At 63.3% G+C, this 12,098-nt stretch carries 11 protein-coding genes; 1 reads left to right on the top strand and 10 read right to left on the bottom strand.

Annotated elements, in window-relative coordinates:
• Positions 1–42 precede the first annotated feature (42 nt).
• From ACNPN0_RS14140 to ACNPN0_RS14110, 7 genes are all read right to left on the bottom strand, one after another.
• Positions 43–882, bottom strand: coding sequence for a transporter substrate-binding domain-containing protein (locus ACNPN0_RS14140; RefSeq protein ID WP_448937975.1), 840 nt, complete (start codon positions 880–882; stop codon positions 43–45).
• Between the two features lie 68 nt (positions 883–950).
• Positions 951–2,489 carry an ABC transporter ATP-binding protein gene (locus ACNPN0_RS14135; protein ID WP_448937976.1) on the bottom strand — a complete coding sequence of 513 codons (1,539 nt, stop codon included), beginning with the start codon at positions 2,487–2,489 and terminating at the stop codon, positions 951–953.
• Entirely contained in the window at positions 2,482–3,333 is an 852-nt protein-coding gene (locus ACNPN0_RS14130) for an ABC transporter permease (RefSeq protein WP_448937977.1), read from the bottom strand. Before ACNPN0_RS14130 ends, ACNPN0_RS14135 begins: the two co-directional genes overlap by 8 nt.
• Positions 3,326–4,279: an ABC transporter permease gene (locus ACNPN0_RS14125; protein ID WP_448937978.1), complete on the bottom strand. Its 954-nt coding sequence runs from the start codon at positions 4,277–4,279 to the stop codon at positions 3,326–3,328. Before ACNPN0_RS14125 ends, ACNPN0_RS14130 begins: the two co-directional genes overlap by 8 nt.
• Position 4,280: 1 nt before the next feature.
• Complete coding sequence (locus ACNPN0_RS14120; RefSeq protein WP_448937979.1) at positions 4,281–5,825, bottom strand: ABC transporter substrate-binding protein; 1,545 nt, start codon at positions 5,823–5,825, stop codon at positions 4,281–4,283.
• Positions 5,826–6,041: 216 nt separating this feature from the next.
• Positions 6,042–7,325 carry an MFS transporter gene (locus tag ACNPN0_RS14115; protein WP_426733302.1) on the bottom strand — a complete coding sequence of 428 codons (1,284 nt, stop codon included), beginning with the start codon at positions 7,323–7,325 and terminating at the stop codon, positions 6,042–6,044.
• 105 nt (positions 7,326–7,430) lie between these two features.
• Positions 7,431–8,033, bottom strand: coding sequence for a very short patch repair endonuclease (locus ACNPN0_RS14110; RefSeq protein WP_426733304.1), 603 nt, complete (start codon positions 8,031–8,033; stop codon positions 7,431–7,433).
• 117 nt (positions 8,034–8,150) lie between these two features.
• Here ACNPN0_RS14110 and ACNPN0_RS14105 point away from each other — a divergent pair, with 117 nt between their 5' ends.
• The gene (locus ACNPN0_RS14105; protein WP_426733306.1) at positions 8,151–9,212 is read left to right on the top strand and encodes a 2,3-butanediol dehydrogenase; all 1,062 of its coding nucleotides are present in this window, start codon (positions 8,151–8,153) and stop codon (positions 9,210–9,212) included.
• 52 nt (positions 9,213–9,264) lie between these two features.
• On the opposite strand, the gene ACNPN0_RS14100 is transcribed toward ACNPN0_RS14105, so the two are convergent.
• The 3 genes from ACNPN0_RS14100 to ACNPN0_RS14090 form a co-directional block, all read right to left on the bottom strand.
• Positions 9,265–9,939: a hypothetical protein gene (locus ACNPN0_RS14100; RefSeq protein ID WP_426733308.1), complete on the bottom strand. Its 675-nt coding sequence runs from the start codon at positions 9,937–9,939 to the stop codon at positions 9,265–9,267.
• Positions 9,936–10,346 (bottom strand): DUF4383 domain-containing protein, encoded by a 411-nt coding sequence (locus tag ACNPN0_RS14095; RefSeq protein ID WP_041650329.1) that lies wholly within the window; start codon positions 10,344–10,346, stop codon positions 9,936–9,938. Before ACNPN0_RS14095 ends, ACNPN0_RS14100 begins: the two co-directional genes overlap by 4 nt.
• 316 nt (positions 10,347–10,662) lie before the next feature.
• Positions 10,663–12,045 (bottom strand): cryptochrome/photolyase family protein, encoded by a 1,383-nt coding sequence (locus ACNPN0_RS14090; RefSeq protein ID WP_448937980.1) that lies wholly within the window; start codon positions 12,043–12,045, stop codon positions 10,663–10,665.
• Between the last annotated feature and the right edge of the window lie 53 nt (positions 12,046–12,098).

The raw sequence follows: 12,098 nt of genomic DNA, 5'->3' as shown, positions 1-12,098 counted from the left end.
GGGGGGGGGGGCCGCTGGCCTATTGTCATGTTCTGGCGGCGGCTATCCGAACCAGGGCTTCTCGGCAGCCGCGAGAGTTTCATCGTTCTTGGCCATGTTCAGCCACTGGTTCACGTATTCCTGGAACTCGTCATCGCCCAGCGGCAGCAGGTACGCCTTCTGGGAGAAATTGAATGGCTGATCCGGGTGAACCGCGCACAGCTCGGGGTGCTCGTTGGCCACCCAGCGGGTCTCCGCGGCATCGGTGGTCATCACATCGGCACGCCCGGCAATGATCTCATCGAAGATCTTGTTGTTGTCCTCGAAACGGATGATCTCGCCCTTCGGGTAGTTCGCATCAGCGAACTTCTCGTTGGTCCCGCCAATCGGGGTGATGGAACGGACCCCGGGCTGGTTGATTTCCTTGACCGTGTCGTACTTCTCCACGTTCTCGCACAAGGTGATTGGCGTCTTGCCCTCGTCCAGGGTGGCTTCGCTGTAGTAGGCCTGCTGGGCGCGTTCCATGGAAATGGATACTCCGCCCACGGCGATATCGCATTCGGAGAGGAAGTCCGGCATCAAGTCCATCCAGGAGGTCTGGATGAACTCGGGCTCTGCGCCCATCGACTCGGCAAGATTCTTGGCCATCGTGATGTCGATTCCCGACCATTGCCCGGTGTCCGGGTCAAGATAGGTGAACGGCCGGTAGTCCCCGGTGGTGCAGACCTTCAGCGTTCCGGCTTCAGCTACGCTGGCCAGTCGGGTGCTCTCGGAAGCTGGCTCCTGGGCGTCGCCGGAATCCGGGGCTGGAGCCGAACAGCCTGCAAGGAACAAGGCTGCGCATAGGGCCAGCAATGGCAACCGGCGGGTAATGGACGGATTCTTCTGCGAACTGTCGGTCATAGTCCATCAATCTATAAGCGGTCCAAGTCAGGGCACAAGAGTTCCGGGTTTTCTTACGCGAGCAGAAATCAGCCGGCAGCAGGAACCGCCGCAGTGATATCCAGTGCGGTCACGAGATCCTTGCTGTGCTGGTGTTCCGCATTGCCCAGGAACTCGTTGAGCGGACGATGCTCCACCAGCTCGCCCTCGTAGAACACTGCCACGTCGTCACTCACGTAGCGGATCACGTCCATGTCGTGGGAGATGACCACCAGGCTCAGCCCCATTCGCTCGCGCAAATCAAGCAGCAGGTCCAGGATGTGGCGCTGGGCTACCGAATCCAGTGCCGAGGTGGACTCATCGCAAATCAATACCTGGGGGTCGGTCAGCAGCGCCCGCGCGATGGCCAGGCGCTGGAGCTGGCCGCCGGAGCACTGGCCGGGCCGGCGATCCAGTAATTGCTCGGCTAATCCCACCTGGGCCATGGCTTGCGCCATGCGTTCGCCGGCCTGGATTGCCGGCAGCCGGTGCACCGCCGCGCTCATCGACGTGCGGATGGAAAGCCGGGGATCGAAGGAAGAGTACGGTTCCTGGGCAATGACCTGCACCCGCGTCGCTTCGCCATTGTGGTGCGTATTGATGATCCGTCCGGTCGTCGGCTCTTCCAACCCGGCCAGCAGCCTGGCGAAGGTGCTCTTGCCCGAACCGGAGCGGCCCACCACTCCCAGGACCTGGCCGCCGTGCAGGCGCAAGCTGGTGGGCTTCAATGCTGCCGGTCCCTTTGCGCGGCGCGTGTAGTTCTTGCCCGCATCCACTGCTTCCAGCAAGCATGCGGAATCCTTAACGCGTGGCGTGCGCAGGGGAGGCAAGCTGGCTTCCACCAGCTCGCGTGTCTTGGAATGGCGGTCCTTGGAGAAGATGTGCGCGGTGGGGCACTGGTCCACAATTTGCCCGTCGCTGACCACCACGACGCGGTCGGCAATGTGCTGGATGCTGGCAATGTCGTGGGTGATGAACAGGACGCCCACGCCACGTTCCTGCTGCTTGCGGCGCAACAATTGCAGCACTTCGGCCTTGAGAATCGAGTCCAAGGATGACGTTGGTTCATCAGCCAAAATGAACTCCGGGTCAGCGGCCAAGGCGATGGCCAGCATGGCGCGTTGGGCCATCCCGCCGGAAAGCTGGTCCGGGCGCTGGCCGGCAATCTGCTGGGCAGGGGACAGGCCTACTTCTTCGAGCAAGGACAGTACCTGCTGCTCGTGCTGGCGGGCTTTGCCCCAGCCGTGGGCTCCCAGGGCTTCAAGCAGATGCGCGCGGATGGTCAGCCGCGGGTTCATCACGCGCTTGGGCTGCTGGAACAGCATGCTGATGCGCCGTCCGCGCACCGAGTCCATGGCCTTCTCGCCCAGCTGGTCAAGGCGCTGGCCGTCAAGCAGGATCTGGCCCTCGGCACGCAGCTGCTGGGGCAGCAGGCCGATGATCGCCTTGGTGAGCAGCGTCTTGCCGGAACCGGAACGTCCGACAACCGCCACCAATTCGCCGGCTCGCAGGGCGCCGCGTGCTTCGGAAAGCAATCGCTGATCGCCGGAGCTGACCGAAAGATCAATGAATTCAAGTTCTCTAGTCATGGGCTTCCGCCTTGGCTTCGGTGGCCAGCACGTCCTGCCCGCCCAGCACGTGGGTGATTCGATTGCCCAGCAAGGTGACGCAGAAGCTGACCAGGAAGATGGCCGCGCCCGGCGCAATCAGGCCCCAAGGGGAGCGGATGGCATGAGGCTGGGCTTCGGCCAGCATTGAACCCCAGTCGGACTGCGGCGGTTGGACGCCGATGCCCAGATAGGACAAGGAGCCGAGCAATACCAGCAGCAGCCCGAAGCGCAATGCCGCCTGGGCCAGCACCGGTCCAGCCACGAAGGGAAGTACATGGTGGCGCAGGATGAACCAGCGCGAAGCACCGACATGCCTGGAGGCTTCGACATGGTGGGTGGATAAGGCCTGGGCTGCCATGGAACGCACCAACCGTGCGGTGGGAGTCCATGCCACGACGCCTACGGAAAGCACCATGGTGAAGAATCCGGGACCCATGACTGCGATGATCAGCAGCGCAATCACGATTTCGGGCAACGCGAGCAGCAAGTCGTTTACGCGCAGGAAGAGCTCATCCAGCCATCCGCCGCGCACCGCGCTGAGCAGGCCCAGTGCCGTGCCAACCAGCAGCGCGAACAGCGTGGTGATCAGCGCTACCGATAGCGAGAACCGGCCACCGTGCAGCACGCGGCTCAAGGTGTCGCGGCCTAGGGCATCGGTGCCCAGCAGATGGGACAGGCTGGGTCCCTGCAACCGGTCCGCCAGGTTCTGGGCGTCGGGGTTGTAGGGGGAAATCCACGGGGCGGCAATGGTCAGGATGACCACCGCCAGCAAGATGAACGCGGGAGGGGAAAACAGGATTTCCCTGGAATGATTCCTAGTCATGTCGTACACCAATCCTCACATTGGGATCGCTGATCCTGTGCACCAGGTCAACGATTCCGGTCACCAGTACGGCACAGGTGACGACCACCACCACGCCACCCTGGGCGACCGGGATATCGGCATCGACGATGGAGTCGAAGATCAGCCGGCCCATTCCGGGAATGGCGAAGATGACTTCCACAATGACCGACCCGCCCAGCAGCCCGGCAAACCAGACACCCACCATGGTCCACAAAGGCAGCAATCCGTGGGGAACCACATGGCGAACCAGGGCTTGGGTGCTGCTCAGCCCGCGGGCGCGGGCGGCCAGCACATGCTCGGAGTCCAATGCCTGGCGCACCCCCGAGCGCACCGCGACGGTGAAGAAGCTGATGGGGCGCAAGGCCAGAATGAAGACCGGCAGCACCATCGAGGCCGGGGATTCGAAACCGGCCGAGGGAAGCAGCGAGAAGCGCACCGCGAAGAGCAGGACCAGCAGCGGAGCCAGCGCGTATTCGGGGATGGCAATCAACGCATGGGTCGCCGAGGTGATCAGCCTATCGGGCCACCTCCCGGCACGGGTGGCCGACAGCACTCCCAAGACAATGGACACGGCGATGGCCACCACCAGCGCGCTGCCGGCCAAGGACAGGGTGACGCCAATGGCCGGCAGCACCTGGTCGGCTACCGGGGTGCCGCTGATATGCGAGATGCCCATGTCTCCAGTGGCGAACCGGCCCAGCCACCGTCCGAACTGCACCAGCATCGGGTCGTGCAGGCCGAATTGCTGTGCGTAGGCCTGCACCGTTGCCTCGTCGGCGGCCCCGATGTCCATGCGGGCGCGCAGCAAGGACCGCACGGGGTCCCCGGGGGAAACGAAGGGGACCAGGAATACCGCGAAGGATGAAAGCAGAACTGCTGCGCCGAGTCCAATGGCCCGGCGCAGCATGATGGCTAGAGGTGACACGCTAGCTGGTCTTCGCCAGATCCTTGGTCAGCACGTAGCGGGTCAGCGGGTCCTGGACGTAGCCCTGGACCTTGGCTCCCACGCCGTCGATAGCCTGCTCGTTGACCAGCCAGACGTTCGCGGCGTCTTCGGCGAGGATATCGCCTGCCTTGCGGTACAGGTCGTGGCGCTTGGTTTCATCCTTCTCCACCAGTGCCTGGCCGACCAGCTTGTCATAGTCCTCGTTGCAGTAGTGGCTCAGGTTGTAGCCGCCCTCGCAGGTGTAGTCGGACTGGAGGAAGCCGATCGGATCGGCAATGTCGATCATCCGGTTGCGCTGGCTGAGGATCATGTCGTACTTGCCGGCCAGCACATCGGGCTCCGCAGCGCCATAGGACTTGGTCACCACATTGGCCTGCAAGCCGATCTGCTTGAACTGCTCCTGGATGATGGCGCCTACCCCGGCGAACTCCGCGCGTTCGGTGATCGCAATAATTTCCAGCGGCTTGTCCTGCATGTATCCGGAAGCTTCCACCAGCTTCTTGGCTTCTTCGATATTCACTTGCGGTACAGCCAGATCCGTATTAGCCCAGCTTTCGCTCGGGGCGAAGGGCCCGGTGGCGGGCTGAGCAGCACCTTCGTAGATGCTTGCGGCCATGGCCGGCAGATCCAAGGCCATGGTGGCGGCCTTGCGCAGGTCCAGGTTCTCGAATGGAGCGCGCGAGTTGTTCAGGTACAGGGTCGAGGTGCGGGGCGAATCGGCCTTGAGCACGCTGATCTTGTCATCAGCTTCCAAGGCCGCCAGGCTGGTGGCAGGGATGGACATGGAGATGTCCGCTTCGCCGGTCTGCACCTGGGTGGAACGGGTGGCGCCTTCGGTGATGTAGCGGATTTCGCCGCCAGCCAGCTTCACCTCGCCGTCCCAGTAATTCTCATTGCGGTCCAAGGTCAGGGACTGCCCGGCCTTCTCGGAGACCGGGGCGAAAGGTCCGGTGCAGTGATTCATCGGATCGATGCCCTTGCCGGTGTACGCCGCAGGGGAGAGCACGCCTGCATTCACGCTGGCCATGCGGTAGGGCAGCAGCGGATCCGCGGCGGGGGTGGTGACACGCACGGTATCAGCGTCGAGGGCTTCTACCTTCTTGATGGTCTTGGGGTTCACGGCGCGGGCCGGGGCGGTGGCCTTGAGCACGTGGTTGAGCGAAGCGGCTACGGCCTCGGCATCCAGGGCCGTTCCATCCTGGAATTGCACGTTCTTGCGCAACTCGAAGTCCCATTCGGTGTCCGAGGACTGCTTCCAGGAAGTAGCGAGCATCGGCTCGACCTTTTTGGTGGTCTGGTCGTATTTGGCCAGGGTTTCCAGGCAGCCGGCGATGGAGAGCACGTAGGCGTCGTCGCTTTCCAGCGCCCAATTGGAAACCGGGGCGCGGAAATTGGCCACGACCACGCGGGCTTCCGGGTCCGCTGCTTTTTCCGGGGCGGAGCTGGCGGGGGTGGAGCTGCAGGCGGTCAGCGCGAGGGCAATGGCCGCGAATCCTGCGGCTGCGCTCAATCGTCCAAGTTTCATGGAAATCCTTCGGCATTACGTGATGGATTGGCATCTAATGCGTTAGAGCCTTGGTAAGCGTACCCTAATTAGTTGCCTAGTTTTGCTGATTATGACCCGGTGGGATAACCGGAGGAAAAGCCCCCGCGCGATGCCTCGAAAGAGTGGAAGCTGAGTAGTGCAAAGTTGCGGTGCCACGTGGAAATTCTGCGAGGACAGTGCGTCATGTGTCGCAGTTCACGCTACGTGGGCAAGGATGGCTGAGCGTCGCACGAGCGATGCAGCATACCAGGCAGCAAGGCCCAGGGGCAGCATGAGGAACAGCCAAGGCAGGAAGCCGGGGATGAGACCCTGGCCGGCCTGTGCCAGCAGCCACCCGACCAGCATGTTCCCGAGCAGCACAGCAAGGCCGCCGCAGCTGGCGAGCAGGCCGAAATAGGATCCAGTGGCCCGGTGCCCGGCGAATTTGGGAACCAATGACAAGGCCGTGGGATGCACGCTCATATGCCCCAAGGCCAGCAGGGTCACCGCGCACAAGATGCGAATCGGACCAGTCTGCTCGCCGAAGGCCGAGGCCGGGAGAAAAGCGAGCACGCCAAAGCCCAAGGCACTGCAGAAGTATCCGCAACGCAGGGTCGCCGCCGCGCCGATCCGTGCAGCGATCCATGCGACGGGCAATTGCAAGCCCAAGGTCAGTACGGAGATCCAAGCGAAAACCAGTCCCAGCCACTGGGTGGGCATGCCCGTGCGTTCCAGTTCCAGCGGGATGGCTAAATAGAGCTGGTTGTATGCCAGCAAGTCCGAGGCATGCAAGGCGCAGAACGCCACGAACTTCCGGTCCGCCAGGCAGCGGCGCAGGCTGCCGGGCTGGAGCTTCGGCGGAGCCGGGCTTACCGGGTGATCGCGCGAAGTGCTTTCCGCAACGGGACGACGCAAGGCCGCAGCGAGGAACAGGCCAATGGCGATGAAGAAGATCGCCCCGAAGCCTGCAACGGTTGCGAACCCCCAGTCCCACAGCGCTGCTCCAACCAGCGGTCCGGTGACCGCGCCGATTTCGCCGGTGATGCTCAGCCAGGCGAAGAGCGAGGCCCGTTTGGCTCCCGTGGGCTGGCCCCTGTCGCGCGCGGTTTGGGCCGCGCCCACCAGGATGCTCAGGCCCGGGGAGAAGAGCGCTCCGCCGAATCCGGTGAGCAATGTGCCGAGGATGAACAACCAGAGCTTCGGGTCGCCGTAGGACAGCGAGGCCGCCAGCGTGAAGAACCCTGCGGCGCGCACCGCGCAACCAATGAGGATCATGCGCCGGGCACCGAAGCGATCGGCCAGGCTGCCTCCGGCCAGGAAGAGCCCTTGCTGGGCGAAGGTCCGGATGCCAAGGATCAGGCCCACCGCGGTGCCGGCCAGCAGGAAGTCGTTGGCCAGCACTACAGCAAGGAAAGGAACCACAGCGTAGAAACCGATATTGAACAGCGTCTGGGTTCCCAGCAGTACGGGGACTTCGAAGCGGGACGTGCTGTTTTTCATGGACCTCGGGGAACGTGTTGGTTTGCTGCGGGCAGGCCATGGCAGGCCTCATGGTTCGAGCCGTCAGCGGCGGCAGTACCCATGGCGGGCTTGGACTCTTCGATCTTAGCCAACCCCGGTGCCCTTGGACGGGTCTTGCACGGTGGCGCCGCGCGGCAGGATGCGCGCCGGGCCGAGGAAGCTTGCCGCCCTGCGCAAGATGCCATCCATCGACTTCAGCTCGCACTCCCAGAGCGTCAGCGATTCCCAGCCAAGTGCGGCCAGGCTATCGCGGTTGCGCTGGTCCCGGGCGATATTGGCATCCAGCTTGGGATTCCAATAACCCGTATTGGATGCGGGGCGGCGCTGGCCCACCGGGCAATCATGGCCGTGCCAGAAGCAGCCGTTGACGAAGATCGCCTTGCGCCGGGCACTGAAGACCAGATCCGGGGAACCGGGGAGTTTCCCGCCCCGCAACGGGATCCCGGGATGCAAAGAGCGCAGCTGGGCAACTTGCTGTGCAGGCAGGATGCCGTGCACGCGGTAGCGGTACCCGGCGGCATGCAGCAATCGGCGCAAGGCCAGTTCCGGCCCGGTGTTCTTGCTGGAAATGCGCGACATGAGCCGCGAACGCTGCGCCGCCGACATGATGTCCATAGTCCATTGTGCGCCGCTAACCAGGCCGTGCGTTGCTGGCTGGGCATTGACTGGATGGCTTGCTGGGGCCACCGGGTGAAACCTCTTGCAACGGTTCTCAAATCCTGGCGGCCGCAGTAGCTTGGGTGCTGGAAGCACCGATCGGCATTGGGCCGGTCGGGAACAGGCAGGAAGATTCGAGGGGGAACCATGCGCGCAGCACGGTACTACGACCAGAAGGACATCCGGATCGAAGACATCGATGAACCGCAGCTGAAGCCCGGAACGGTGGCCATCGACGTGGCCTGGTGCGGCATCTGCGGCACCGATCTGCACGAGTACCTGGAGGGCCCGATCTTCATCCCGCCGGCCGGGCATCCGCACCCGATCTCGGGAGAAAGCGCGCCGGTGACCATGGGCCATGAATTCTCTGGAACCATCACCGCCCTGGGCGAGGGCGTCACCGGCCTTGAAATCGGCGAGAACGTCGTGGTGGAACCGTACATCATCCATGGGGATGTGGACACCAGCAAGGGCCAGCAGTACCAGCTCTCCCAGGACATGAACTTCATCGGCCTGGGCGGCCGCGGGGGAGGGCTGTCCGAGAAAATCGTAGTGGAACGCCGCTGGGTGCATCCCATCGGCAAGATCCCCCTGGATGAGGCCGCGCTGATCGAGCCGCTGTCGGTGGCCCACCACGCCTTCGTCCGCTCCGGGGCGAAGGCCGGGCAGGTGGCGATCGTGGGAGGTGCCGGCCCGATCGGCCTGCTGACCGCAGCGGTGCTCAAGGCCAAGGGGCTGACAGTCTACATCTCGGAACTCTCCGAGGCCCGCAAAGCCAAGGCCCGGGAAACCGGAATTGCCGACGGGATTTTCGATCCCAGGGAAGGGGACGTGGCCGAACGGGTGCGCGAAGCGACCGGCGGCCGGGGTGCGGATACCGGATTCGAGTGTTCCTCGGTCCCGGTGGTGCTGGATATGCTCCTGGACGCGGTGGCTCCCGGCGGGGTGATCGTCAACGTTTCGATTTGGGGGCATAAGCCGCAAGTGGACATGCCCAAGCTGGTCTTGAAGGAAATCGACCTGCGCGGCACCATCGGCTACGCCAATGACCATCCGGACACCATTGCCCTGGTGCAAAGCGGCAAACTGGACCTGGCCCCGTTCATCACCGGGCGCATCGGGCTCGACGAGCTGGTTTCCGAAGGGTTCGACCAGCTGATCAACAACAATGAGGAACACGTGAAAATCATTGTTGATCCGCGGGCCTAGCCTGCAGCTATCGGGGCCAGTTGGATCACTGGCACTGGCCCCCTGGCTGCGGCTAGTGGTGGTGTTCTGCCTGTTTCATCTTGCCAATGATTCCCGGGTCGATGTCTCCCGAACGATGAGCGCCGTGCTCGGAATGCGGTACCGCGAGTTCTCCAGCGGACGAAGCTGCCAACCCCAAACTGGCAACCGCCGCAACCGCAACCGAACCGGCAAACATGCTCCCGAGGACAACTAGGCTGCTGGAACGCACTGCCCGGTGCGGATAGTTCTTCCGCCGCTTGCGCTGCCACAGGAATACCGCCAGCACCGACAGCTCAAGCAGCAGCAAGGAAGCAATCGTGAGATCCAGATTCTTCGTTCCCTCCGGGAACCCCCAAAGGCCGGCAACAATGCTGGCTAAATGCACGGAGGAGACGAGCGCCAGGCAGGGGACCGCAAGCTTCACGGCAGGGGCCGCTGCCTTCAGCAGGCTGGCAACGGCGTACACCAGCGCCACCCCAGCCCAGGCTGCGGATGCTATCACGCCGAGCCACGCCCACCACGGTGCCGGGGCGGACCCGACCCCGAATGCCGAGGCCAGGCTGGCGGAGGAGGCCGCGGCCAGCGCCGCAACTCCCAGTCCGGCGATCCCGGCATAGAGGCCGCCGAAGGCAATGGAGCCCGCAACTGCATCTCGCCCTTGCATGGCAGGTTCGGTGGCAGGCTCCATGGCCTCATGGGAAATCATGACCGTGCAGTATGGGCTGCTGGCGTCCGGTCCTGGGACAGGCCTACCGACAGCAGGACAATCGCGCTGGCTAGATGCAGGACGTTATCCGCACCGTTCAGGGCAATGATGTTCAGTGCTGTAGAGGCCAAGAAGAGGCCGAGGATGCCAACCAGGAGGTAGACGGCGCCCACCGTGGTGTTGGCGAGCTTGGAAGCACGCACGGATCCGAGCCCAGCGATGAGCAGTGCTGCGCCGATGGCCAGGTGGATGACGTTGTGAAGTGGATTGACCTCGAAAATGATCAGCTTCCCGCCCTCTGTTGCGAAGAAATCCACGCCGGCAGTGACAAGGAACCCGAGCAGGCCGACAAGGAGGTACACGGCCCCGAAAATCGTTGCGAGCAAGCGGTTAGGCGATGTGCGCATGGCAATCAGTCCTTCCTGGGACACGGATTCTAGTCCGTGTCGAGTTCTGCGGGTTCCGGAAGGAACCCTGTAGAAGTTCTTCGGAGAAGGACGGAAGGCGGATTGGTCTTGATTGGACTTATTTGCCGGCACCGGAGGCACCCAAGGATGCGGTAGGCGTTTTCGCATTGGTGTTCGGTTGGGGACGCTCTGGATCCCTCGGCAAGGAAGCTGATGCGTTGAGAGAGCGAGCCGAAGATGCGCTGGGCCGAAACAGCGAATAGCAGGTCATCGTGGATCTGCGGGCTTCATCTTCTCGCTGCCAGACGCTTCGCGACTATGAGCTGAGTTTCATCTGCTCGTAAGCATCCAATGCAGCCTGCCGCGATTGCTTCAGGTCCACAATGGGCTCCGCGGCCAGCGGCGCGAATCGAGCCGTGTAGCTTCCCTGGGGATCGAATTTCTTGGCCTGCAGTTCCGGGTTGAACACCCTGAAGTAAGGTGCCGCGTCGGCGCCGCTTCCAGCGACCCACTGCCAATTGGCAGTATTGCTGGCGAGATCCGCATCTACCAAGGTGTCCCAGAACCAGCGCTCGCCGACCTTCCAATGCACTTGCAGGTTCTTGACCAGCAGGCTGGCTGCCACCATCCGCACCCGGTTATGCATCCATCCGGTCTGCCAAAGCTGCTGCATGCCGGCGTCCACTAGACCGAAACCGGTGCGTCCTTGTTGCCAACAGCTCATATATTCCGCGGCCTGCGGGTCTGCCTCAGGCCAGGCCCAGTCGAAATGATCGAACTGCGCACGCAGATTCCGCTCCGGAAGCTGCGGGTGATGGTAGTACAGGTGCCAGCAGAAATCCCGCCAGGCGAGCTGGCGGCGCATAGCGGTGGCACCGTCGGAAGCCTCGGGATTTACGGCGGCCAGACGGCCCAGCGCCTCCCACATCTGGCTTGCGCTGACATGCCCCCAGCGCAAGGCGGGGGAGAGGGCAGACGTTCCGTCCAGATCGGGGCGGTCATGGTGCTCCGGGTAGTCTTCGGCGATTGATTCCAGCACCTGCTCCAGGCGCTGGCGCGCAGGCGCTTCTCCGGGTTCCCATTGCGCGGCGAGCCCGTGAATCCAGTCCAAAGCCGGCAATAATTCCAAGCTCTCCAACTCGTCGCTGGCGGGAAGATTAGTGTTCGGGAGGGGTTCTTGTGCCTGTGGCGCGGGCAACGGAGGCCGGATCTTGCTGTCGCGCAACGCGTTGTAGAAGGGCGTGAAGACCTTGTAGCCGGTGTTGTTCTTGGTCAGCAGCTCCCAGGGCTCATGCAAGAGCGTCCCGCTGTAGCTGCGGGCGTGGACGCCTCGCGCCTGCAGCTCCTGCTTGATCTGCATGTCGACGGCGCGTTCGGCGTGGCCGTAGCGGCGGTTCCAGTGCACGGTCTGCACGTTGCCTTCGTGCGCGAATTCGCTGATGATCCCGGCGGCCGGGCCTTGGCGCAGGATGAGCGGGATTCCCAGTTTTTCCAGCGATCTGCGAAGGTCCTCCAGCGCCTGATGCAGCCACCATTTGGCCGCGCCGCCCAGCGGGCGGATGCCGGCAGATTCCTGGTCCAGGACATACACCGCGATCACCGGACCGGAAGAAAGCGCGGCATCCAACGCTGGGTGATCGCTGGTGCGCAGATCATCGCGGAACCATACCAGCTGCGTAGGCAAAGCAGACTGAGTCATTTGGGATTCTCCATGGACTCATCCTAGTGGTTATTTAGCTTAGCTAGCTAAAT

Source organism: Glutamicibacter sp. AGC84 (assembly GCF_053543575.1).
This window is presented reverse-complemented; position numbering and strand designations above follow the sequence as displayed.

What these genes read in the sequence shown, in the direction of transcription:
- ACNPN0_RS14140 (WP_448937975.1), bottom strand. Translation starts at nt 882, where the DNA reads ATGACCGACAGTTCGCAGAAGAATCCGTCCATTACCCGCCGGTTGCCA.
- ACNPN0_RS14135 (WP_448937976.1), bottom strand. Translation starts at nt 2,489, where the DNA reads ATGACTAGAGAACTTGAATTCATTGATCTTTCGGTCAGCTCCGGCGAT.
- ACNPN0_RS14130 (WP_448937977.1), bottom strand. Translation starts at nt 3,333, where the DNA reads ATGACTAGGAATCATTCCAGGGAAATCCTGTTTTCCCCTCCCGCGTTC.
- ACNPN0_RS14120 (WP_448937979.1), bottom strand. Translation starts at nt 5,825, where the DNA reads ATGAAACTTGGACGATTGAGCGCAGCCGCAGGATTCGCGGCCATTGCC.
- ACNPN0_RS14115 (WP_426733302.1), bottom strand. Translation starts at nt 7,325, where the DNA reads ATGAAAAACAGCACGTCCCGCTTCGAAGTCCCCGTACTGCTGGGAACC.
- ACNPN0_RS14105 (WP_426733306.1), top strand. Translation starts at nt 8,151, where the DNA reads ATGCGCGCAGCACGGTACTACGACCAGAAGGACATCCGGATCGAAGAC.
- ACNPN0_RS14100 (WP_426733308.1), bottom strand. Translation starts at nt 9,939, where the DNA reads ATGATTTCCCATGAGGCCATGGAGCCTGCCACCGAACCTGCCATGCAA.
- ACNPN0_RS14095 (WP_041650329.1), bottom strand. Translation starts at nt 10,346, where the DNA reads ATGCGCACATCGCCTAACCGCTTGCTCGCAACGATTTTCGGGGCCGTG.
- ACNPN0_RS14090 (WP_448937980.1), bottom strand. Translation starts at nt 12,045, where the DNA reads ATGACTCAGTCTGCTTTGCCTACGCAGCTGGTATGGTTCCGCGATGAT.